22 protein-coding genes are annotated in these 21,119 nt (G+C 71.9%); 11 read left to right on the forward strand and 11 right to left on the reverse strand.

The window, feature by feature from the left end:
• Window positions 1-151 precede the first annotated feature (151 nt).
• Window positions 152-748: a nucleotide disphospho-sugar-binding domain-containing protein gene (locus ABZU76_RS12335; protein ID WP_354867998.1), complete on the forward strand. Its 597-nt coding sequence runs from the start codon at window positions 152-154 to the stop codon at window positions 746-748.
• A gap of 5 nt (window positions 749-753) precedes the next feature.
• Here the strand turns inward: ABZU76_RS12335 and ABZU76_RS12340 are convergent, their stop codons facing one another.
• The gene (locus tag ABZU76_RS12340) at window positions 754-1,056 is read right to left on the reverse strand and encodes a hypothetical protein (RefSeq protein ID WP_354868000.1); all 303 of its coding nucleotides are present in this window, start codon (window positions 1,054-1,056) and stop codon (window positions 754-756) included.
• Window positions 1,057-1,285: 229 nt separating this feature from the next.
• On the opposite strand from ABZU76_RS12340, the gene ABZU76_RS12345 reads away from it, so the two are divergent.
• Window positions 1,286-3,112: a coagulation factor 5/8 type domain-containing protein gene (locus ABZU76_RS12345; protein ID WP_354868002.1), complete on the forward strand. Its 1,827-nt coding sequence runs from the start codon at window positions 1,286-1,288 to the stop codon at window positions 3,110-3,112.
• Window positions 3,113-3,178: 66 nt separating this feature from the next.
• On the opposite strand, the gene ABZU76_RS12350 is transcribed toward ABZU76_RS12345, so the two are convergent.
• Both ABZU76_RS12350 and ABZU76_RS12355 read right to left on the reverse strand, forming a co-directional pair.
• Entirely contained in the window at window positions 3,179-3,796 is a 618-nt protein-coding gene (locus ABZU76_RS12350) for an RraA family protein (RefSeq protein WP_354868005.1), read from the reverse strand.
• 101 nt (window positions 3,797-3,897) lie between these two features.
• Window positions 3,898-4,551, reverse strand: coding sequence for a GPR1/FUN34/YaaH family transporter (locus ABZU76_RS12355; RefSeq protein WP_354868007.1), 654 nt, complete (start codon window positions 4,549-4,551; stop codon window positions 3,898-3,900).
• 404 nt (window positions 4,552-4,955) lie between these two features.
• On the opposite strand from ABZU76_RS12355, the gene ABZU76_RS12360 reads away from it, so the two are divergent.
• The 3 genes from ABZU76_RS12360 to ABZU76_RS12370 are packed head-to-tail and all read left to right on the forward strand — an operon-like array spanning window position 4,956 to window position 7,342.
• A complete protein-coding gene (locus ABZU76_RS12360; RefSeq protein WP_354868010.1) occupies window positions 4,956-6,260 on the forward strand; it encodes a histidine kinase in 1,305 nt (434 codons plus the stop codon).
• The gene (locus ABZU76_RS12365; RefSeq protein ID WP_220241784.1) at window positions 6,257-6,880 is read left to right on the forward strand and encodes a response regulator transcription factor; all 624 of its coding nucleotides are present in this window, start codon (window positions 6,257-6,259) and stop codon (window positions 6,878-6,880) included. The genes ABZU76_RS12360 and ABZU76_RS12365 overlap by 4 nt, the downstream gene beginning before the upstream one ends.
• Window positions 6,881-6,928: 48 nt before the next feature.
• A complete protein-coding gene (locus ABZU76_RS12370; RefSeq protein WP_354868012.1) occupies window positions 6,929-7,342 on the forward strand; it encodes a hypothetical protein in 414 nt (137 codons plus the stop codon).
• A 7-nt stretch (window positions 7,343-7,349) separates the two neighbouring features.
• Here ABZU76_RS12370 and ABZU76_RS12375 read toward each other — a convergent pair whose 3' ends face one another.
• From ABZU76_RS12375 to ABZU76_RS12385, 3 genes are read right to left on the reverse strand one after another with little or no spacing between them, the layout of a single operon-like run.
• Window positions 7,350-7,853: a chromate transporter gene (locus ABZU76_RS12375; protein WP_354868015.1), complete on the reverse strand. Its 504-nt coding sequence runs from the start codon at window positions 7,851-7,853 to the stop codon at window positions 7,350-7,352.
• Complete coding sequence (locus ABZU76_RS12380) at window positions 7,843-8,469, reverse strand: chromate transporter (protein WP_354868017.1); 627 nt, start codon at window positions 8,467-8,469, stop codon at window positions 7,843-7,845. Before ABZU76_RS12380 ends, ABZU76_RS12375 begins: the two co-directional genes overlap by 11 nt.
• A 41-nt stretch (window positions 8,470-8,510) precedes the next feature.
• A complete protein-coding gene (locus tag ABZU76_RS12385) occupies window positions 8,511-8,906 on the reverse strand; it encodes a VOC family protein (RefSeq protein ID WP_220241780.1) in 396 nt (131 codons plus the stop codon).
• Window positions 8,907-9,034: 128 nt separating this feature from the next.
• On the opposite strand from ABZU76_RS12385, the gene ABZU76_RS12390 reads away from it, so the two are divergent.
• The 5 genes from ABZU76_RS12390 (at window position 9,035) to ABZU76_RS12410 (ending at window position 14,425) form a co-directional block, all read left to right on the forward strand.
• A complete protein-coding gene (locus tag ABZU76_RS12390) occupies window positions 9,035-9,811 on the forward strand; it encodes an IclR family transcriptional regulator (RefSeq protein WP_354868020.1) in 777 nt (258 codons plus the stop codon).
• A 115-nt stretch (window positions 9,812-9,926) separates the two neighbouring features.
• Window positions 9,927-10,466, forward strand: a complete 540-nt coding sequence (locus ABZU76_RS12395; RefSeq protein ID WP_220241778.1) for a tripartite tricarboxylate transporter TctB family protein — start codon at window positions 9,927-9,929, stop codon at window positions 10,464-10,466.
• A gap of 22 nt (window positions 10,467-10,488) precedes the next feature.
• Window positions 10,489-12,042 (forward strand): tripartite tricarboxylate transporter permease, encoded by a 1,554-nt coding sequence (locus ABZU76_RS12400; protein WP_354868023.1) that lies wholly within the window; start codon window positions 10,489-10,491, stop codon window positions 12,040-12,042.
• Entirely contained in the window at window positions 12,042-13,037 is a 996-nt protein-coding gene (locus tag ABZU76_RS12405; RefSeq protein ID WP_354868026.1) for a tripartite tricarboxylate transporter substrate binding protein, read from the forward strand. Before ABZU76_RS12400 ends, ABZU76_RS12405 begins: the two co-directional genes overlap by 1 nt.
• Window positions 13,034-14,425 carry an MmgE/PrpD family protein gene (locus tag ABZU76_RS12410; RefSeq protein ID WP_354868029.1) on the forward strand — a complete coding sequence of 464 codons (1,392 nt, stop codon included), beginning with the start codon at window positions 13,034-13,036 and terminating at the stop codon, window positions 14,423-14,425. The genes ABZU76_RS12405 and ABZU76_RS12410 overlap by 4 nt, the downstream gene beginning before the upstream one ends.
• 6 nt (window positions 14,426-14,431) lie before the next feature.
• Here ABZU76_RS12410 and ABZU76_RS12415 read toward each other — a convergent pair whose 3' ends face one another.
• Entirely contained in the window at window positions 14,432-15,343 is a 912-nt protein-coding gene (locus ABZU76_RS12415) for a DMT family transporter (RefSeq protein ID WP_354868032.1), read from the reverse strand.
• 70 nt (window positions 15,344-15,413) lie between these two features.
• On the opposite strand from ABZU76_RS12415, the gene ABZU76_RS12420 reads away from it, so the two are divergent.
• Complete coding sequence (locus ABZU76_RS12420; protein WP_354868034.1) at window positions 15,414-16,298, forward strand: LysR family transcriptional regulator; 885 nt, start codon at window positions 15,414-15,416, stop codon at window positions 16,296-16,298.
• A gap of 54 nt (window positions 16,299-16,352) precedes the next feature.
• Here the strand turns inward: ABZU76_RS12420 and ABZU76_RS12425 are convergent, their stop codons facing one another.
• The 4 genes from ABZU76_RS12425 to ABZU76_RS12440 form a co-directional block, all read right to left on the reverse strand.
• Window positions 16,353-17,207 carry an LLM class flavin-dependent oxidoreductase gene (locus ABZU76_RS12425; protein ID WP_354868037.1) on the reverse strand — a complete coding sequence of 285 codons (855 nt, stop codon included), beginning with the start codon at window positions 17,205-17,207 and terminating at the stop codon, window positions 16,353-16,355.
• A gap of 107 nt (window positions 17,208-17,314) precedes the next feature.
• Window positions 17,315-18,745: an alpha/beta fold hydrolase gene (locus tag ABZU76_RS12430; RefSeq protein WP_354868040.1), complete on the reverse strand. Its 1,431-nt coding sequence runs from the start codon at window positions 18,743-18,745 to the stop codon at window positions 17,315-17,317.
• Window positions 18,746-18,849: 104 nt separating this feature from the next.
• Window positions 18,850-20,106, reverse strand: coding sequence for a bifunctional 3,4-dihydroxy-2-butanone-4-phosphate synthase/GTP cyclohydrolase II (locus ABZU76_RS12435; RefSeq protein ID WP_354868042.1), 1,257 nt, complete (start codon window positions 20,104-20,106; stop codon window positions 18,850-18,852).
• A 107-nt stretch (window positions 20,107-20,213) separates the two neighbouring features.
• Complete coding sequence (locus tag ABZU76_RS12440) at window positions 20,214-21,119, reverse strand: hydroxymethylglutaryl-CoA lyase (protein ID WP_354868044.1); 906 nt, start codon at window positions 21,117-21,119, stop codon at window positions 20,214-20,216.

Genomic DNA, 21,119 nt, shown 5'->3' on the forward strand with positions numbered 1-21,119 from the left:
GGGGTCCGTTCGGCCGTGCGGCCGAGCGGCCGGCGCCGGCGAGAGGGTGTCGATCCGGGTGGTGCGCGGTGGTCGAACGGGAAGCGTCCCGCCTGAACGCCCCCGGGCGCGGTTACGGTGATCTTGTCCGGACTGCGAGGGGAAACCACCTGTGGGCGGAGACCTTCGACGAGACCTACCGGTTCGTGGGCCCGACCGTACGTGGCGGCGAGTGGGAGCCGCCGGCCGGAAAGCCGGTGCTGCTCGGTCGCTGGGTACGGCGTTCACCGACCGGCCGGACGTGTTCCGCGTGTGCGCGCAGGCGTTCGCCGGCACGGAGTGGCACGTGGTGATGTCGCTCGGCCGCACGGATCCCGCGCTGCTGGGGGAGCTGCCGCCGAACGTCGAGGCGCTGCCGTCGGTGCCGCAGCAGGCGGTGCTGGGCCACGCGACCGTGTTCGTCTCCCACGCCGGCATGAACTCGATCATGGAGGCGGTCTCGCGGGACGTGCCGCTGGTGACGCTGCCCCAGGTGCCCGAACAGGCGCTCAACGCCCGCCGCGTCCGGGAACTCGGCCTCGGCGAGGTGCTCGACTCCGAGGCTCTCACCCCGGAGCTCGTGCGCGAGACGGTGCTGCGCGTCGCCCGCGACCCCGTCGTGCACGACCGGCCGGCCTGGCTGGCTGGCTGGCCAAGGAGATCACGGCCGCCGGCGGCGCGAAGCCGCGGCCGACGCCGTGCTGGACCTGCTGGGCTGACCGTCCACTAAGGACGTTACTGCTTGCCCATCGATCGGCGGATCTCGGCGAGCTTGTCCTTCGCGGCCTTGTCTCGGTCGGCGATCTTCTTGTCGAGCGACTCGATCGTCTCCGGCCCGCCGATGCCCGCGAGCTCCTGCGCGCCCACCGACGTGTTGTAGCGGTTCTCGATGCGGTCGCGGACGAAGTCGAACGACGGCACACCGCCCTCGCTGTAGTCGGGCTCGGGCAGGTCTGCCGCCGGAACGCCAGGGGTCGCCGGGCTCTCGACGATCTCGGCGTCCAATGGCTCCTGGTCGCCGGGCTGGTTCGTGGTCATGTGGCACTCCTGTCGTCGCGGTCCCCACCCCCGACCCTAGCCGTTTCCGCAACCTGTCGGCTTTGCCCGGTACCGCCACGGCAGGGGCGTTCCGGACTTTCGGCTGTCCCGGTCACCGACAGGCGCCTTGACACCGGTGAGCCCGGCTCGGAAATGTCGGTGCCGCACGGATTCCTCGGCCCGCACACGCCGCCACGTGTCGTGTCGTGTCGAAAGGACGGTCTCCCCGTTGCCAGCACAGTCCGAACACCCCGACCAAACCCTCGCGAGAAGAAGCTTCCTCGCGCTGGGCTCCGGCGCCGCCCTCGCGGCGACGTCCGCGCTCACCCTCGCGAGCCCCGCCGCGGCGGCACCCGCGACGGAAACCCCGAAAGTGGCGAAAACCCCGAACCAAGCCCCACCCCCGGCCACCCACGCCGCAGGCCAGCCCGACTTCGGCCCCAACGTCCACGTCTTCGACTCGAGCACCGCGAACATCCAGGCCACCCTCGACGCCATCTACGCCCAGCAGCGCGGTAGCCAGTTCGGCGAGGGCCGCTACGCGCTGCTGTTCAAACCCGGCGCCTACGCCGTCGACGTCAAGCTCGGCTACTACACCCAGGTCGCCGGCCTCGGCCTGCAGCCCAGCGGCGCCAGCATCACGGGCTCGCTCGGCGTGGAGGGCGACGCGCACGGCAACGGCACGCTCGTGAACTTCTGGCGCGGCGCCGAGAACCTCAACGCGGTTCCGAAGAGCGGCGTCGACACCTGGGCCGTCTCGCAGGCCACCTACTACCGTCGCATCTACCTGCTCGGCGACCTCAAGCTGTCCGACGGCGGCTACTCCAGCGGCGGGTTCATCGCCGACTGCCAGCTCACCGGCCAGGTCAACTCCGGCACCCAGCAGCAGTGGCTCACGCGCAACTCGGTGGTCGGCTCGTGGGTGGGCTCGAACTGGAACTTCGTGTTCGTCGGCTCGCCCGGCGCGCCGGCGACCTCGTTCCCGACGCCGCCGTACACGTCCGTCGAGCGCACGCCGGTGATCTGCGAGAAACCGTTCCTGTACGTGGACGGCGCCGGTGCCTACCAGGTGTTCGTGCCCGCCGTCCGCACCGACGCGGAGGCCACCAGCTGGGAGGCGCGCAAGCCCGAGGGCACCTCGCTGCCCATCGACGCGTTCCACATCGCCAAGCCGACGGAGTCCGCCGCCGATCTCAACGCCGCCCTCGCGCAGGGCAAGCACCTGCTGCTCACGCCTGGCATCTACCACGTCGACCAGCCGCTCACCGTCACGCGCGCCGACACCGTCGTGCTCGGTCTCGGCTACGCCACGCTGATCCCGGACAACGGAGTCACCGCGCTGGACGTCGCCGACGTGGACGGCGTACGCGTCGCCGGCCTGCTCGTGGACGCGGGACCGGTCGCGTCCGACCCGCTGATCCGCTTCGGACCCGACGGGTCGCGCCGGGGCCACGCGCGCAACCCGAGCTCGATGCACGACGTGTTCGTGCGCGTCGGCGGTGCCGGCGTGGGCAAGGCCAAGCGGTGCGTGGTCGTCAACAGCGACGACGTGCTCATCGACAACATGTGGCTGTGGCGGGCCGACCACGGCGCGGGCGTCGGCTGGGACGCCAACACCTCCGACGTCGGCCTGGTCGTGAACGGCTCGGGTGTGATCGCCTACGGCCTGTTCGTCGAGCACCACCAGAAGACCCAGGTGCAGTGGAACGGCGAGGGCGGCCGCACCTACTTCTTCCAGAACGAGATGCCCTACGACCCGCCGAACCAGGCCGCGTGGATGGACGGGACCCACCGCGGCTTCCCCGCCTACGCGGTGGGCGACAACGTCCGCACGCACGAAGCGTGGGGCTTGGGCAGCTACTGCATCTTCTCGCGTGACCGCACGATCGTGTCCGACCGCGCCATCGCCGCGCCCCACCGGCCGGGCGTGCGGTTCCACAGCATGATCACGTTCTCGCTCGGTGGCGGCCAGGGCACGATCGCCCACGTCGTCAACGACACCGGTGGCCCGTCGGACGCCGTCACCGGGCTGGCGATGCTGAAGGCGTACCCGTAACACCCGACCCGGGCGAAGAAACCCGCGCCGCGACCGTCCATTCACGACGGTCGCGGCGCGGGACCCTCAGCCTTCGAACCCGCGCTCCTTCAGGATCGCGTCGATCCGGGCCTCGTGGTCGGCGTCCCACTCGTCGAGCGTCTGCGCCTCCTCCTTGGCCAGGCGCGCCTGCGCGGCCAGGAGGATCCGCTCCGCGTCGGCGGCCGGCGTGACCACGACGCCCTCCTCGTCGGCGGTCACGATGTCACCCGCGTGCACGGTGACCCCGCCGCAGCTCACGGGCTGACCCAGCGGCGCAACCGCCGCCTTCGTCCCGGGGATCGGAATCAGCCCGCGCGCGAACACGGGGAACCCCAGTTCGCGCACCTCGGCGAGGTCGCGGATCACGCCGTCGAGCACGAACGCCGCGATCCCGTTGCGCTGCGCCACGGCGCAGACGTTGCCGCCTGCCAGCGCGTAGTCCAGGTCGCCGGACTCCACCACGACGATCGAGCCCGCAGGGGCGCGGTGAATGGCCGCGTGCAGCATCAGGTTGTCGCCCGCCGGGCACTGGACGGTGTAGGCCGGGCCGGCGACGCGCGGCACCGGGCCCCACAGCGGGCGCACACCGATGTCCATCACCTGGTCGCGGCTCAGCAGGTCGGCGAGGGTCGTGGTCGGGATGTCGCGGAATCCGTCGGGCATGGTCCTCCTGTCACGTCTTGGTGTCCCCTGGACGAGACCGCGATCGTCGCAGGAAAGTGCCCCGGAGTCGCGGACTCCGGGGCACGTGTGACGCAGTTCGCTCAGTGCATGATCGGCGGGCCGAGCGGGAGCGCGGACCCGCCCGTGGCCGTCGAGGCCGAGCTGAAGAACAGGTACACACCGACGGCGGCGAACACGAGCACGACGTACCCGGCGACCTGGAGGATGCCGGCCGAGCCCTGGAGCGTGCCGACCAGCACGAGCACGAGCGCGACCTCGATGAGGACGAACAGCAGCGTGTAGGCCACCGGCAACCGCAGGGTCGCGAGCGTCAGCATGCCGACGATGACGAGCCAGGAGATGAGGAACAGCCCCTGGGTGTCGACGGCTGCTGTCGCGTCGATCCCGAACCAGTTGTGGGTCAGGCCGAGCACGAGCAGCGCGTAGCTCAGCCAGAACCCGGAGAAGATGGCGAACACACCCGCCACCGCGCTCTGGCCCACGGCGGCGGCCCAGCCGGCTGCGATGAGCAGGCCGATGCCGGTCGCGGCGATGATGACGGCGAGTGACGCGCCGACGGCGGTCGCGGGCACGTAGCCGATGAGGACGAGCCCCAGCGCGACGGATCCGACGACGAAACTGGGCAGGCCGATCATCATCGGGTCGGCGGCCGGGGGCGCTTCAGGAGCGGCCTCCGCAGTGTGCTGGGCAGGTACTCGGGGAACACTTTCGGCACTGGTATCGAAGGTGGTCATGAGCGGGCTCCCTGGTCGGGCATCCGGAATGTGCCTGGTCGTGTGCCTGGTCGTCGCGGTGGCACATCGCTCGGTATACGCCTGTCCCCGCAGGGCGGGAGTCTCATTTAGAGACGCTGACGACCAGGTGGAAACCGGGGCACACCGCCCACATCCGGCCCGTACGCTGCGGTGATCGCCCTCACAAGCCCCGGCCGACCGCGCCCCGTGGCGCTTCACGCGGAGCAACGACTGGGCCACGAAACGGCCTAGCTCCGGCTACGCCGAGTGGATCCGGCGAAATGTCACGCAGGGTGACCGACGGAGTGCTCCGGCCGGGGAGCCGTTTCCCGCCCGCGTGGCCCGGAGGTCGTAGTCCGGTCGGACAGGTCCGAACCGGGCGCCCGGGCCGATACCGTGCTCGCATGTCGCCGGTGCGAAGCCCGTCCACGGCCGGGCTGCTGGCCCGGTTCACGATCGCCGGGGTGGTCGTGCTCGCGGTGCTGGCCGGTCTCATCGCCTACCTCGCGCGCGAAGCGGGCACGGCACAGGCCACGCAGTCGGCGGTGCAGACCACGTCCGTCACAGCCCGCGGCGTGGTCGAACCGCGGCTCGACGCGGCGGTGGTGAACCGCGACCCGGCCGCGCTGACCGCGTTCGACGCGGCCATCCGGCGCTACGTGCTGCAGGGTTCGCTGGTGCGCGTGAAGGTCTGGGCCGCGGACGGCACGATCCTCTACTCCGACGCGTCCGCGCTCATCGGCGAGCGCTACCCGCTCAGCGGCCAGGAGGCCGAGGCGCTGCGGGTGCAGGGGAGCGTGTCCGAGGTCAGCGACCTGACGCGCCCGGAGAACCGGCTCGAGACGTCGTTCGGGAAGCTGCTGGAGGTATACGTCGGGATCCGAGCGGCCGACGGGCGCCCGCTGCTGCTGGAGGCCTACTACCGCTACGACGCCGTGACGCAGGCCGGGCAGGCCGCGTGGGCGCGGTTCGCGCCGCCTTCCCTGGGCGCGCTGGTGGTGCTGGAGGTCGTGCAGGTGCCGTTCGCGTGGTCGCTGGCGCGGCGCGTGCGGCGCTCGCAGCGGGAGCGGGAACGCCTGCTGCAGCACGCCGTGGACGCCTCCGCCGCCGAGCGCCGCCGGATCGCGCGCGACCTCCACGACGGGATCGTGCAGGACCTGTCCGGGCTCACGTTCAGCCTCGACGCCGCCCGGCTCGGTTGCCCGGACGAGGTCCGCCGCGCCGAAGTCATCGCCGACGCCGCGGGGAGGCTGCGCACGAGCGTCGGCGCGCTGCGCTCGCTGCTCGTGGACATCTACCCGCCGAACCTCGCCGAGGAGGGCCTCGGGCCGGCTCTGGCCGAGCTGGCGGGCGGCCTGGAACGCACGGGCGTGGCGGTGGACCTCGACGCGGACGACGCCGACGGCCTGCCCCCGGCCGCGTCGGCGCTGCTGTTCCGCACTGCGCAGGAGGTGCTGCGCAACGTCGTGGCCCACAGCGAGGCCCAGGCGGTGCTCGTGCGCGTGACCAGGGCGGAGTCCACCGCCACCCTGGTGATCGACGACGACGGCCGCGGCTTCGACGGCGACCGGCTCACCGAGCAGGCGCGCGACGGGCACTTCGGGCTGCGGGCTGTCGGCGACCTGCTGGCCGAGGCCGGTGGCAGGCTGTCGGTGCGCGCCGCGCCCGGCCGGGGCACGCGGGTGGAGGCGGAGGTGCCGCTGTCATGATCCGAGTGCTGATCGCCGACGACCACGCCATCGTGCGGACCGGCCTCACCCAGCTGCTGAGCACCGCGGGCGACCTGCAGCTGGTCGGCGCCGCGGGCGACGGCGAGGAGGCCGTGGCGCTCGCGGCGGAGCTGGGTCCGGACGTGGTGCTGATGGACCTGTCGATGCCCGGCACCGACGGGGTCGCGGCCACGGCGCGGATCGTCGAGGCCAACCCCGAGACGCACGTCCTGGTGCTCACGTCGTTCTCCGACCAGGCGCGGATCCTCGACGCACTGCGCGCCGGTGCCGAGGGCTACCTGCTCAAGCACAGCGAGCCGGAAGCGATCCTGGCCGGCATCCGCGAGATCGTCGCCGGCGGCTCGCCACTGGACCCGAAGGCGGCTCGGGTCCTGCTGAGCGATCGGCGGGCCGCGCAGCCCGCGGCGAAGCTGACCGACCGCGAGCGCGAGGTGCTGCGCATGGTCGGCGAAGGGCTGCCGAACAAGTCCATCGCACGCCGCCTCGGGATCACCGAGCGGACCGTGAAGGCGCACCTGACCAACGTCTACCAGCGGCTCGGCGTCACCGACCGGACGCAGGCGGCGCTGTGGGCGCAGCGGCACGCCGACCGGTACTAGGACCACCGGACAATGGCGCCGCACTAGGGTGATCGCGAGGATGGGGCCGTGACCGATCCCGCCGCCGACGCCCGGCCCGTGGTGTTCGAGACCCGTGCCGACGCCGGCCCTCGCGCGCCCCGGCGGGGGCGGCAGGCGCTCGGCGCTCTCGCCGGAGCAGTGGTGGCGGCCGGCGCCGCGGCCGGGATCGTGTGGGGCGGCACGGCCGTGTGGTCGCTCGTGGATCCGGGCAGCACGGCGAACGCGCCGGCCCCGTTGTGGATCTCGCCGCCTCCGCTCGTCACGGCGGTGTCGACCCCGCCGTCGGACGACAACCCGCACGCCGGCGACAATCCTGGCGCGGGCGAGGGGCATCGCGACGAGGACACCACGACCCGCGCCTCGGAACCCGGCGACGATCACGGCGGTGGCCGCGGTGTCGATGACAATGGCGGGCGTGGCCGGGGTGGTCCGGGGCGCTGAACCGCCGTCACGTGAGGAAGAAACCCAGCCCCACCGCGAGAAGCACCCCCACCAATGATGGCACGCGCGCGAGCAGGAGCGCGGTGCCCGCGGCGACCAGGGCGCCCGTCAGCCAGCCGGTGGTCGCGTGGACGGCGAGAGAGCCGCTGGACACCGTCAGCAGCGCGATGACCATGAGGCTGAGCGATTGCAGCACGGCGTGGAACCGTCTGTTGTGGACCAGGCGGCTGCGCACACGCTCCAGCACGAGCACGAGCATCGGCGGTAGCAGCACCGCCGCGAACGCCACCAGTGCGCCCACCGTGCCGTGGGTGAAGTACCCGATCACCACGAGGTAGAGCCCGTTGGGGCCGGGGCTGATGTTGCCCACCGCGAGCGACTGCAGGATCAGCGTGTCGGGTGCGACGCCGGCCGCGGTCAGCTGGCCCCGCAGCACCGGCAGGGAGCCGAGCCCGCCGAAGCCGAGCAGGCTCGCCAGGAACACGGCGACGAAGAGCTGGTCAATCCGCATCGCCGTGCGCGCCCTCCCCGTCGCCGTCCGGTCCACTGTGGCCGGTCGTGAACACCTGGGGTGCCGCGAGCGCGGCCAGCACCGCGATGCCCATCAGCACCAGCGGGTTGTCGATCAGCAGTGCGAGCACCAGGAACGCGCCGTAGCAGAGGAAACCGCGCAGCAGCCGGCCGCGGCGCAGCACGTCGCGAACCAGTTGCAGTGCCAGGGCGATCGCGAACCCGGAGGCGACCGCAGCCACAGCCGCGAGCGGACCGGCCGCGCCGGGCAGGTCCGCCACGCGGGTGTAGCACCACGCGAGCGCGATCGTGATGGTGATCGACGGCGCCATCAGCCCGAGCATTGCCGCCGCCATGCCGGCGAGCCCCGCCACGGCGCGGCCGATGAGCAGCACCTGCGCGAGGATCGTGATGCCGGGTGTCAGCCTGCTCAGCACCACGGTGTCGAGGAACTCGTCCTCGGTGAGCCAGCCCCGCCGCAGGCTCGTGCGCCGCATGGCGGCGATGGTCGCGCTGCCCCCGCCGAACGACGTCGCCCCGATCCTCGCGAAGGCGAAGAACACCGCCGGCCAGCGCCGATCGGAGGACCGACGCCGTGCGCGTCCGGTCGCCGTCATCGATCCCCCGATCGCGTCGTCGGCCTCTACTGCTGATCCGGTCAGAACTTCCAGCTACGGTCGGGCGTCGCCACGTCGATCTCGACGCCGTCCGGGTCGAGGAACTTGAAGAACCGCGGCGGCCACTGCTCCTTGTCCTCGCCGTAGATTTCGATGCCGAAGTCCTTGAGGGAGTCGACCACGGCGGCGGTGTCGGCGATTTCGACACCGATGTGGTTGGGGCCGAGGGTGCCCTGCGCCCACGGTGCCGTTTCGACGCGCTCGTCCGGGCAGAGCAACGAGTAGTTCACCTCGCCGTCGGACAGGTCGAGTGCCTTGCCCGGGTAGTGTCCGGGTGTCCGCACGTCACCGAGGCGCTTGAAGCCGAAGACCTTCTCGTAGAAGGTCGCCGTCTTCTCCAGGTCCTTGGTCACGATGCCCATGTGCCGGATCCTCATCGGTCCTCCATGTCCTCATGTAAGAAACTATGTCCATAGAGCGGACAGTTGAGGACATTAGGCGGGTCTGTGGCACGGGTCAAGGGAACATGTCGCGTTAGTAGAAGAACATCCTTATGATGTCTGCTATGGAGAAAGATGAGGCGACTTCCGCGCCGAGCTACCCGATCTCGTCGGTGGACAACGCCCTGCGACTGCTGCTGCTCTTCCGGGAGCGCAAGTCCGTGCGGCTCACGGAGGCGTGCGCCTACCTCGGGGTCGCGCACTCCACCGCGCACCGGCTGCTCGCGATGCTCGTGCACCACGGTTTCGTGCGCCAGGACAAGGGAAGCCGCACGTACCGGCCGGGTCCGACGCTCGTCGAGATCGGCCTCGCCGTGGTGCAGAACATGGACGTGCGCGCCGAGGTGCGGCCCTTCCTCGTGCGGCTGTCCGAAGAGTTCGAGGAGACCATCCACCTGGTCGCGCTCGAGGGCAACCAGGCGAGGTTCCTCGACTCGGTCGAGTGCGACCGGGCCCTGCGCGTCGCCGCGCGCACCGGGAAAGCGCTGCCCGCGCACTGCACGTCGGCTGGCAAGGCGCTGCTCGCGGCGTTGTCCGAAGACGAGGTGCACGCGCTCTATCCGGACGGCGAGCTCGCCGCGCAGACCGGCCAATCGCTGCGCTCGATGCGCGCGCTCGACGCCTCTCTGGACGAGGTGCGGGCCCGCGGATACGCCACCAACTCCGAAGAGAGTGAAGAAGGTGTCGGGTCTGTCGCGATCGCGCTGCTCAACAAGGCCGGGCACGCCGTGGCCGCCATCGCCGTGGCGGTGCCGGTGAGCAGGCTCAACCCCCGGATCGAGACCCATATCGTGCGGGCGCTGCGGGAAGTCCGCGACGAGTTCCGCGAGGTGTCGGACTGATCCTCGTGCCCCGCCGGCGGCTTCCGCGCGCCGCCGCAGTGGTCTTGACCGCTTGGAGACCGGCTCCTAGTCTGTGCGTCTTGCAGACATCATTTCTGTCCAATGGAGGACTGAAGTGCGCAGAGTCGAAGTTGTCTCCGGTGTTGTCGTCTCGATAGTCGGTGTCGGTGCCTTGATCCCGGCGCTCGGCATGGGTTTCTTCGGGCCCGACGGCGGACTCGGCCCGGGGTTCTTCCCGGTCACGTTGTCCGCCGCGCTCATGGTGCTGGGCGGTGTCCTCGCCGTGCAGGGCACCCGCCCGCAGCAAGTGGAAGTGCGAGCCGTCGGCGGGGCGGTGAGCCAGGTGGAGAAAGCCGCGAAGGCCGCCGTCGCCGAGGACGACGGCCCACCTCCGACGGGGCTGCGAAGGATCCCGAAACCGGCGCTGGTCTGGCTTTCCTTCGCCGCGGCCGCGGCGGTGATGCCGTTGTTCGGGTTCGTGGTCACCGCCGTGCTCCTGCTCCTGGCCCTCTTCTTCGGCATCGAGCGCCGGCGCGGTGTGCTCCCGCTCGTGGCCGCATTCGCGGTGCCGATCGCGCTGTACGAGCTGTTCGTCGACCTCCTGGCCATCCAGCTGCCGGTCGGCCTGCTCGACACCGGCGTGCTCGGGATCTGACGGCGGACCGAAGGGACCTCGCATGTCCGTGTTCTCGAACCTCCTTGACGGGTTCGCCTCCGCGCTGACCCCGATGAACCTGCTGTGGGTGATCATCGGCGCGATCCTCGGCACGATGATCGGGATCCTGCCCGGCCTCGGCAATCCCGCGGCGACACTCGCGGTGCTGCTCCCGCTCACCCTCCAGCTCCCCGCCACGACCGGCCTGATCACGATGGCCGGGATCTACCACGGCGCCAAGTTCGCCGGTGCCACCACCGCGATCCTGCTGAACATCCCGACCGAGACGTCGTCGGTCGTCCTCTGTTACGACGGCCACGAGCTCGCCAAACAGGGCCGCGCGGGGCCCGCGATGGGGATGTCCGCGATCTCCGGCTTCATCGCGAGCACTGTCGGGGTGATCGCCTTGACCTTCGCTGCCCCGGCCGCGGCGGCCGTGGCCGTGAAGTTCGGCCCGCCCGAGTTCGCGATGCTGATGCTCTTCGGTCTGCTGCTCGTGGTGACCATGGCGGGCAAGTCGCCGGTGAAGGGCCTCATCTCGATGGTCGCCGGCCTGCTGGTCGCCACCGTCGGCGTCGACCTGTTCACCGGCACCCAGCGCTACACGTTCGGCAGTATCGATCTCTACGACGGCATCGAGTTCCTCACCCTCACCCTCGGCCTGTTCGCCGTGGGCGAGGTTCTGGTGAACCTGCAGCGCAAACGCGGGGCCACCATCTCGTTCGTCGCCCCGAAGCGGCTGCGTGACTACTTGCCGAACCGGGAAGACTTCCGCCGCTCGCGCGTGGCCATCGCGCTCGGCTCCGTGATCGGGTTCTTCGTCGGTGCGGTGCCCGGCGGCGGGTCGACCATCGGCTCGTTCGTGTCCTACGCGCTGGTGAAGAACACCTCCCGGCGCAAGCACCTGTTCGGCAAGGGGGCGATCGAGGGTGTCGCCGGGCCGGAGGCGGCCAACAACTCCGAGTCGGGCGGCGCGATGATCCCCTTGCTGAGCCTCGGGCTCCCCGGCAGCGCCAGCACGTCGGTGATGCTCGCAGCGCTGGTGCTCTACGGCGTGCAGCCCGGTCCGCTGCTGTTCACCGACCACCCGGAGATCGGCTGGCCGGTGATCGCGAGCCTCTACCTCGGCACGATCGCGCTGCTGGTCCTCAACCTCCCGCTGATCCCGATGTGGGTGCAGATTCTGCGGATCCCGTACTGGCTGCTGTACCCGGTGATCCTCGTGCTCGCCATCGTCGGCGCCTACAGCGTGCGCGGCTCGATGTTCGACATCTGGCTGCTGCTCGGGTTCAGCGCGCTCGGCTACGCGTTCCGCAAGCTCGACATCCCGAGTGCACCGATGCTGATGGCGTTCGTGCTCGGGCCCCAGGCCGAGCTCACCCTCCGGCAGTCGCTGACGCTCTCGGACGACAGCCCGCTCATCTTCGTGCAGCGCCCGGTATCCGCCGCGATCCTCGGGGTGACCGTCGCGGTGGTGCTCTTCGCGGTTGTCAGCCGGCAGCGCAAGCGCCGGGCCGCCCTTGCCGTCGCCGCCCCCGGCGCGGAGCTCGTGACCGTCTCGGAAGGAGAACGCTGATGCACGTCCGCAAGCCGGTGACGGCGGTGCTCGGCCTGGCCCTCGTGGCCGGCGCGGTGGCCGGGTGTCACGTCGGCGCCGCGAGCGGCGGGACGCCGGTGAACATCCAGTTCGTGGTGGACACCGGGCCGGGCGGTGGCAGCGACGTGTTCGCCCGCGAGCTGGTGAAGATGGCGCAGCAGGCCAAGCTGATCGACGACAACTGGCCGGTGATCAGCAAGCCGCAGGGCGGTGGTCTCGGTGCCATGGCGTACATGGCGGGCCGTGGCTCGAAGACCAACGTGGTGGCCGCGTTCACGTCGAAGTGGGTCGTGAGCGGGATGGCCACCGGGGACGCACCGGCCACATTGGACGATCTGACGCCGATCGCCGAGCTGGCCGAGGAGCAGCAGGTGGTGGCGGTGCCGTCGAACTCGCCGTACCGCACCTTCGCCGAGTTCGTGGCCGACGCCAAGCGCAAGCCCGGCAAGCTCGTCCAGGTGGGCGGGGCAAGCTCGTCCGTGGACAACCTGGTGGCGCTGAAGTACGAAAAGGATGCCGGTACCACGTGGAAGTACCTGTCGTTCGCCGACGGCGGGCCGCGGATCACCGCATTGCTGCGCGGCGACGCGCAGATGATGATCGGCGCGGAGTCCGACTTCTCCGAGCAGGTGGCAGCGCACCAGATGAAGATCATCGGCGTGCTCGGCTCGCACCGGTCGCTGACCTACCCGGACGTGGCGACGCTCACCGAGCAGGGCCTGTCCGCCGACGGGTTGCCCCCGCAGTTGCAGTTCCGCGGCATCGCCGGGCCGCCCGGCATGTCCAAGCAGGCCGTGGACTACTACGTCGGGATCTTCGCCAAGCTCGTCAAGACGCCGGCCTGGGCGGCGTACATGCGCAGCGAAGGCAACGCGACCCGGTTCATCACCGGGGAAGCGCTGAAGAAACAGATCGCGACGTTCACCGAAACCATGAAACCGCTCGTCGCCCGATTGCCTCAGGGGAGCAAGTGACCACCACCGAACCAGTACTGACCCGTTCCCGCGAACTCGCGGCGTTCGGCGCCTCGATCACCGCGGACGCGCTGCCCGAACCAGTGGTGCACAACGCCCGGCGCGCGTTCGTCGACTGGACGGCCGCCGCGCTGGCCGGGTCCGGTGAGCCGGCCGCGGCGAAGCTGCGCGGTGTCGTCGCCGCGGTCGGCGGAGACGGGCCGTGCACCGTCGTCGGCACCACGCTGCGCACCAGCCCGCCGTTCGCGGCGCTGGCCAACGCGTATACCTCCCACCTGCTCGACTACGACGACGTCTACAACCCGAGTGCCACCACCATCCACCTCGGCTCGTGCGTGTGGCCCGCCGTGCTCGCCATCGGCCAGGCGCGCGGGCTGGCCGGGCCCGCGCTGGTCGCCGCGTACGTGGCCGGGTTCGAGGTGGGCGCGCGGGTCGCCTGCGCGGCCGGGCCGCAGCACTACGAGAGCGGCTGGCACGTCACCGGCACCGCGGGCCACCTCGCCGCCGCGGCCGCCGCGGCCAACGCGCTCGGGCTGTCCGCGGAAGCGACGACCCACGCGCTCGGCTGCGCGGCCACGCAGGCCGCGGGCGTGCGCGAGGTGTACGGCAGCGACACGAAGGCGATCCACCCCGGCAAGGCCGCGATGGACGGGGTGCTGGCGGCCCTGCTGGCGGAGAACGGGTTCACCTCCACCGACACCGCGCTGGAGGGGGAGCGCGGGCTGCTGCGCGCGATCACGCCCCGGCCGTACCCGGAACTGCTCACCGAGGGACTGGGCACCGACGGATCGGGCACGCACTGGCACGTGCTCGACAACGGCCACAAGCTGTACCCGAGCGCGTCGCTGACCCACCCGGCGATCGACGCGGTGCTGGCGCTCGAGCCCGTCGACCCGGCCGAGGTGGCGGCGATCGAAGTGCGGATGGCGGGGTTCGCCGCGGCCGTCACCGCGCTCGCCCAGCCGGAAACGGGGGCCGCGGCGAAGTTCAGCACGGCGCACTGCGTCGCCGCCGCGCTGACCCGCCGGCACGCCGGACCGGCAGAGTTCACCGACATCGTGGTGGCCGACCCGGTCGTGGCGGCGTTGCGGGACAAGGTCACCGTGCTGGCCGACGAGGCGGTGACCAAACGCGGCTGTCTGCTCCGGATCACCCTGCACGACGGGACCGAGCTGCGGTCCACCGTCGAACAGAACAAGGGGACTCCCGCCGCCCCGCTCACCGACGCCGACCTGGAGGACAAGCTCGTGACTGCGGGCGACGCCACGCTGGGCCACCAGACGACCGACCTGCTGGTCAAATCGTGCTGGGCACTCGACCGGCTGGCGGGCCTCGACGAGCTGATGGCCTACGTGACTCCGGTGTCCCCGGTGTCCCACGCGGGCTGACCGGCCTCAGCGCGACTCGGCGACCGGCTCCTGCACCGGGGCGGTCGCCGAGCCGCGGCGGGCCTTACGCCGCGCGGTGATGAGCACGACTCCGCCCACGGCGATCGCGCCGCCCGCCAGTTCGACGGGCGCGGGGATCTCGCCGAGCCAGACGTAGGCGACGGCCAGCGCCACCACCGGCACGAGGTAGAGCGCCGACGTCGCCGCGGTGACCGTGTTGCGCGCGACGCCGTAGCCCCACAGCACGAACCCGAGCGCGGACGGCAGCAAACCCAGGTACAGCACGGCCGCGTGCGCCGAAGCGGGTGCTGTTTCGAGGCCGTGCCAGGCCGCCGGAGCCAGCGGCAGCGAGAAGAGCGTGCCGGTCCACATCGCGTAGCAAGCGACTTCGAGGCCGGAGTAGTGGCGCAGCAACGGTTTGCTGCAGAAGTGGTACGCGCCCTGCACGAGCGCGGCGGCGAGAACCACCCACGCGGCGGTGGAGTACTGCACGTCTCCGCCGGACAGCGCGATGAGCGCCGAACCGCCGAGCGCGACGGCGCTGCCGAGGATGCCGCGCGCGCCCAGCCGTTCGCCGAGGAACGCGGCGGCCAGCACCGCGCTGAACACCGGCGCCGTGGCCACCAGCAGGCTCGCCGTGCCCGCGGGCACGTGCACCTCGCCCCAGTTGAGCAGCACCTGGTAGGCCGCCATGCCTGAGAGCCCGCACAACGCGATGAGCGGCAGGTCCTTTCGCCGCGGCAGCCGCACGCCCAGGAACGGCGCCGCGACGGCCAGCGCGACCGAGGCCACGACGAGCCGCGCCAGCGACAGCCCGAGCGGGCCGTAGCCGTCGAGCCCCACGCGGATCGAGGGGAAGGCGGACGCCCACAGGACGACGGTGCCGCCGATGGCCAGAACGGGTTTCGAGGTGCTCACCGGGCCAGTGTGGGCGTTAGAATGCGGTAGATCCAGTTAGTCTTTGCTTCGAGATCGGGAAGTTCGGCTTATGTTGGAAGTCCGCCGCCTGAGGCTGTTGCACGAGCTCGCGCACCACGGCACCGTCGCCGCGACGGCCGAGGCGCTCAACCTGACCGGTCCCGCCGTGTCGCAGCAGCTCGCGGCCCTGGAACGCGAGGCGGGGACGCCGCTGCTGGAACGACGCGGGCGCACGCTCGCGTTCACCGCCGCCGGTGAGCTGCTGGTGTCGCACGCCGACGTGATCCTGAGCGACCTCGCGGCGGCCGAGTCCGCACTGGCCGCGGTGCGGTCGGACGGCGCGGGCACCGTCCGGGTCGTCGCGTTCCCGTCCGCGGCCAGGACTCTCGTCGCTCCACTGTGGACCAAGTTGCCCGGGGTGTCGCTGCGGCTGGTGGAACAGGAGCCGGAGTCGGCGATCGGCACGCTGCTGCACCAGGAGGCCGACGTCGCCGTGGTGCACAGCTACAGCCTGCTGCCGCGCGAAACCCCGGCCCGGTGCGAAGAACACCACCTCGCCGACGACCCGGTTCTGCTCGCCGTGCCGCCGGCACTGGCCGAGGCGCGGGCGCTGGCGGACGGCCAGAAGGTGCGCCTGGCGAGGTTTTCGACGGAGCCGTGGCTGGTGCCGTCGAAGGAGTACTCGTGCCACGAGATGATCCAGCGCGCGTGCGGCGCGGCCGGGTTCGTGCCCGACGTGGTCGCCGAAGCCACCGATTTCGCCGTGCTGACGGCGCTGGTGGCGGCCGGTGCCGGCGTCGCGTTGATTCCGCGCATGGCGCTGCCCGCCTCGCACGCGCCGGTGAGCCTGCACCCGCTCGCGAACCCGGTGTCGCGCAAGGTGTACGCGGTCACGCGGCTGGGCACGGGACGGCGGCCGGACGTGCGGGCCGTGCTCACCGGCCTCGGCGCGTAACAGCGTGGCGCGTGAGGGCACGGCGCGCCCCTCGGCCGCGCCGTGCCCGCCGCGTCAGAGGACGATCTCGGCCAGCCGCGCGACGTCGTCGACGTCGTCGGTGGTCGGGTGGAAGATGAGCTCGTCGGCGCCGATGTCCTGGAAGGACTTCACGGTTTCGCGCAGCACGTCGGCGCTGCCGTTCACGCCCGCGGACACGAGGTCGGCGTACTCGGGGCCGGCCACGGAGTAGTAGTGGTGGGCGTTGCCGCGGCCCTTCTCGACGTCGCCGAGCGCGAAGTAGGCGATGGCGACCAGCCGCGGCTCACCGTCGCGGCCTTCCGCCCGCCAGGCTTCCCGCGCGGCGTCGAACACGGGCACCACCTGCGGCGCCGGCATCGCGCCCGCGACGTACCCCTCGCCCCACCGGGCCATCCGGCGCAGCGCGGCGGGCGCGAACCCGCCGAACAGCATCGGCACCTCGACCGAACCACCCGGCACGCCCGCGTTGTCCCCGCCGCCGACGAGCTTGCCCGACCACAGGTCGCGGTACGCCTCGAGCGCCGCGTCCATCCGCTTGCCGAGACCCTTCGTGCTCGTGCCCTCGACCACGAAGTCGTCGGGCCGCCCGCCCACGCCGACGCCGAACGTGAGCCGCCCGCCCGACACCGCCTGGATGCCCGCGAGCTCCTTGGCCAGCAACGTCGCCGGCCAGACCGGCGCCAGCATCACGGTGCTGAGCAGTCCGATCGTGTGCGTGGCACCCGCGGCCGCGGCCAGCGCGACAGTGTCGAGCACCGCAGGGTAGGCGATGCGCCCGACCGTGCCGAGCGTCGAGAACCCCGCTTCCTCGGCCTTCGCCGCCCACGCCGGGATCACCGTCGCGTCGACTTCGCGCACCTGGCTGGGCAGGCCGATACCGATTTTCATGCAACTCCTCGTGGTCGTGGTGGAACCCCCGGTGACCATGATCGAAGTCCGCCCGAGGGCCCTGCCACTCCACGTCGTGGGTACCCAGGTGCCGGGTCCACAAAGGACTATCCGGAACAGGTGCCGTTCGACGTCGCCCCGGTGGTGAAGAACTCGACGCCCGTCGCGGCGCACGGGAGGTGCGCGAACGACGAGTGCACGTCGTCGGCCACGGTCAGGAGCGCGCCGCCGACCTTCGCCTGCATCTCGCGCGCCCACGGGAACGGGGTGTTGGTCTCGAACTCGTGCCCGACGAGCTGCAGCGGGCTGGAGCCGCGCGAGAGCTCGGTGGGCTTCGGCGCGAAGGGCCAGCCGGCGCACCGCGCGTCGCCACCCGGTTCGTAGGCGGCGACCGGGTACCGGGCGGCGAGTTCGCGGCCGTGCTCCCACGCCTGGTCGATGTCGCGGGCGCCGGGGGAGTCGTTGCAGTTCACGGCGGCCAGGACGAACCCGATCTCCCCGTCGCGGTAGCCGACGTCGAACCCGTTGCCGGCCGGCGCGAACGCGGGCGCCGCGGTGGTCGTCGGCGGCTTCCCGTCCCGGGCGGCGGCGAGCGCTTGCGCGGCGGTGGCCCACTCGGCACGCGGGGCGAGCAGTTGCCGGTTGGCCCAGTGGTCGTCGCGGTCGGCCAGGGGCTGGGCCGCGAGCCGGCTGCGCAGCGCGAGCACGGCCTCCGAGACGGCCGGGCCGGTGCTGCCGAACCCGTACATCGCGTCGCGCTCGGCGAGCCAGCGCGTGAAGTCGTCGAAATGGGCTTCGGAAGCGGCGGTCTGGTCATCGGACCGCGCGACGGCCTCGCCCGGCGCGAGCACGGAGTCCAGCAGCATCCGGTCGACGTGGCCGCCGAACAGGCTGCGGTAGGTGGCGCCGAGCGCCGTGCCCCACGAGTTGCCGAAATAGCCGATCTTGTCCTCGCCCAGCGCCTGGCGGATCACGTCCATGTCGCGGGCGACGTTGGCCGTGGACATCGACCGGGCCAGGTCAGGGTCCTTCTCGGCGCACGTGCGCACCCGGTCCGCGACGGTCTTCGCCTGGATCTTGAAGCGCTGCTCGGCGGCGGCGGTAGCGGGCGGGCGCGGCACGTTCGCCGGATCCAGCTCGGGGCAGAGGATCTTGTCGCTGTAGTCCGAACCGCGGATGTCGAACCCGATCAGGTCGTGCGTGCGGCCGATTCCGGCCAGCTCCGTCCGGGTGAGCTCGTCCGGGAAGGTCGTGCCCTGCTCGCCGGGGCCGCCCGGGTTGACGAGCACCACGCCTTGCCGGTGCGCGGGATCGCTCGCGCGGACCCGGCTGACGGCGAGGGTGAGCTGCCGGCCGCCGGGCTGCCGGTAGTCCAGCGGTACGCGCACAGTCGCGCACTCGCTCGCTTCGCCGTTCGCCCACCCTTCGGCGATCTTCGCGCATTGCTGCCACTGCAGGCCTTGCGCCGGCGGTGGCGCCACCGCCGTCGTGAATGGCACCGCCAGAACCGCCAGCACCACGGCCGCACCCTTGGCCACGTTGTCCGCCTTCCCGTTGTCTGCACCGTCGATCTTCGTCGGGACCGACGGTGCCGGGCGGGTGTGCGCGGGCTGTCCGCGGCGCGTACTGGTTCGGTAACGGCTCAGCCGGTGCTCTCGTCGACGTCGAGGGTGTGGCCGAGGCGCTGCTGCTTGGTCCGCAGGTAGCGCAGGTTGTGCGCCGTGGCGGCGGCGGGAAGGCCGACGCGGTCGACGATCTCGAGGCCGTAGCCGTCGAGGCCGCCGTATTTCGCCGGATTGTTGGTGATCAGGCGCAGGCGGGTGATGCCGAGGTCGGCGAGGATCTGGGCGCCGACGCCGTAGGAGCGGGAGTCGACGGGCAGGCCCTGTGCGGTGTTGGCGTCGACGGTGTCGAGGCCGGTCTCCTGCAGGGCGTAGGCGCGGATCTTGTGCGCCAGCCCGATGCCGCGGCCCTCGTGGCCGCGCAGGTAGACCACGGCGCCCGCGCCCTCGGCGGCGATGGCGCGCAGCGCCTGTTCGAGCTGTGCGCCGCAGTCGCAGCGCAGGGAGCCGACGATGTCGCCGGTGAGGCATTCGCTGTGCACGCGCACGAGGGCGCCGCGCGGGCTGCGGCTCGCGGCGGCCGCGTCGCCGTGGACGAGGGCGAGGTGCTCGGTGCCGTCGGTCGTCGAACGGTAGGCGACGGCGCGGAACTCACCGAAGACGGTGGGCATCGCGGAGGTGGCGACGTGCTCCACGAACCGTTCCGTGGCCCGCCGGTAGCGCACGAGGTCGGCGATCGCGAGCACCGGCAGGTCGTGTTCGGCCGCGAACCGCGTGAGCCGTTCGCCGCGGCACATCGAGCCGTCCTCGGCGACGATCTCGCCGATCACGCCCACCGGTTCCTGCCCGGCCAGGCGCAGCAGGTCGACCGCCGCCTCCGTGTGCCCGGCGCGCACGAGCACCCCGCCTTCCCTGGCGCGCAACGGGAAAACGTGCCCGGGCCGCCGCAGCTCGCCGGGCCGGGTGCCCGGCGCGGCGAGCGCGCGCAGCGTGGTGGCCCGGTCCGCCGCCGACACGCCGGTGCCGCTCCCGACGTGGTCGACGGTGACGGTGAACGCGGTGCCGTGGGCGTCGGTGTTGTCCTCGACCATCGGCGGCAGCCGCAGCGCGTCGGTGCGCTCGGCGGTCATCGGCGCGCAGACGATGCCGGTGGTGTGACGCACGACGAACGCGAGCCGCTGTGCGTCGGCGACCGCCGCGGGCAGGACCAGATCACCCTCGTTCTCCCGGTCGGCCGCGTCCGTCACCACGATCATCCGGCCCGCCGCGAGCGCCGCGACCGCGCGCTGCACCGCGAGCGTCGAGGGCAGGCCGGCCGGGGTGGGGGGCTGGGTCATCGTCGGCTCCTGGGAGGTCGGTGGTCGCGGGCGTGGCGTGAGGCTACGAGGACCACGGCGGCCGGGATAGCCGTAACCCGCAGCGGAATGGCCGTTGTGCGTAACGGTCAGCCGCGCCCGCGGGGCCGGTTCGGCCCGCCCGCGCGATAGAGGTTGCTCGGCAGGCCGTGTCCCACGGCGCGTTCCACCACGACGGCGGCTTCGAGCACCTTGCCGAGGTCGACACCGGTGTCCACACCGGACTCTTCCAGCAAGTACACCACCTCCTCGGTGGCGATGTTCCCGCTCGCTCCCGGCGCGAACGGGCAGCCGCCGAGCCCGCCGACCGACGCGTCGATCTTCGTGACACCCGCCTGCAGCGCGGCGAGCACGCACGCGAGCCCTGAGCCGCGGGTGTTGTGGAAGTGCACGCCGAGCTCGACGTCCGGGCACGCCTCGCGCACCCGGCCCAGCAGCTCGGTGACCCGCCCGGGCACGGTGGTGCCGATGGTGTCGCCGAAACACAGCTCGTCCGCGCCGAGGTCGACGGCCCGCCGCGCGAGGTCCACGGTGCGGCTCACCGCCGTGCGCCCGTCGAAGGGACAGTCCCACGCCACGGCGAGGATCGCTTCCAGCCGTCCGCCGGCCTCGTGCGAGAGCTTCGCGATGTCCGGCACCGCGGCGACGGCCTCGTCCGTGGTCCGGCGCGCGTTGGCGAGGCTGTGCCCGTCGGACGCGGAGATCACGTACTCGAGGTCGGCCATCCCGGCGGCCACGGCCCGGCGCGCACCGCCGCGGCCGGCCACCAGCGCGGAGAACGCGAGGTCCGGCCAGCGGCCGAGCTCGGCCGCGAGCTGCTCGGCGTCGGCGAGCGCGGGCACGGCGGAAGGGGAGACGAAGGACGTCACCTCCACGCGCCGCACCCCCGTGGCGGCGACGGCGTCGAGGATGTCCAGCTTGGCGGCGAGCGGGATCGGTGTTTCGAGCTGAAGACCGTCGCGCAGCCCGACTTCACGCAGGTTCACGGAGCTCAT

The organism is Amycolatopsis sp. NPDC005232, assembly GCF_040607795.1.
In the GTDB taxonomy this organism is placed as follows: domain Bacteria; phylum Actinomycetota; class Actinomycetes; order Mycobacteriales; family Pseudonocardiaceae; genus Amycolatopsis.

Coding starts and splice junctions, on each gene's coding strand:
- ABZU76_RS12420 (WP_354868034.1), top strand. CDS start 15,414: ATGTTGGAAGTCCGCCGCCTGAGGCTGTTGCACGAGCTCGCGCACCAC.
- ABZU76_RS12385 (WP_220241780.1), bottom strand. CDS start 8,906: ATGAGGATCCGGCACATGGGCATCGTGACCAAGGACCTGGAGAAGACG.
- ABZU76_RS12340 (WP_354868000.1), bottom strand. CDS start 1,056: ATGACCACGAACCAGCCCGGCGACCAGGAGCCATTGGACGCCGAGATC.
- ABZU76_RS12375 (WP_354868015.1), bottom strand. CDS start 7,853: ATGCGGATTGACCAGCTCTTCGTCGCCGTGTTCCTGGCGAGCCTGCTC.
- ABZU76_RS12400 (WP_354868023.1), top strand. CDS start 10,489: ATGTCCGTGTTCTCGAACCTCCTTGACGGGTTCGCCTCCGCGCTGACC.
- ABZU76_RS12350 (WP_354868005.1), bottom strand. CDS start 3,796: ATGCCCGACGGATTCCGCGACATCCCGACCACGACCCTCGCCGACCTG.
- ABZU76_RS12440 (WP_354868044.1), bottom strand. CDS start 21,119: ATGAGCTCCGTGAACCTGCGTGAAGTCGGGCTGCGCGACGGTCTTCAG.
- ABZU76_RS12435 (WP_354868042.1), bottom strand. CDS start 20,106: ATGACCCAGCCCCCCACCCCGGCCGGCCTGCCCTCGACGCTCGCGGTG.
- ABZU76_RS12425 (WP_354868037.1), bottom strand. CDS start 17,207: ATGAAAATCGGTATCGGCCTGCCCAGCCAGGTGCGCGAAGTCGACGCG.
- ABZU76_RS12405 (WP_354868026.1), top strand. CDS start 12,042: ATGCACGTCCGCAAGCCGGTGACGGCGGTGCTCGGCCTGGCCCTCGTG.
- ABZU76_RS12380 (WP_354868017.1), bottom strand. CDS start 8,469: ATGACGGCGACCGGACGCGCACGGCGTCGGTCCTCCGATCGGCGCTGG.
- ABZU76_RS12355 (WP_354868007.1), bottom strand. CDS start 4,551: ATGACCACCTTCGATACCAGTGCCGAAAGTGTTCCCCGAGTACCTGCC.
- ABZU76_RS12390 (WP_354868020.1), top strand. CDS start 9,035: ATGGAGAAAGATGAGGCGACTTCCGCGCCGAGCTACCCGATCTCGTCG.
- ABZU76_RS12365 (WP_220241784.1), top strand. CDS start 6,257: ATGATCCGAGTGCTGATCGCCGACGACCACGCCATCGTGCGGACCGGC.
- ABZU76_RS12360 (WP_354868010.1), top strand. CDS start 4,956: ATGTCGCCGGTGCGAAGCCCGTCCACGGCCGGGCTGCTGGCCCGGTTC.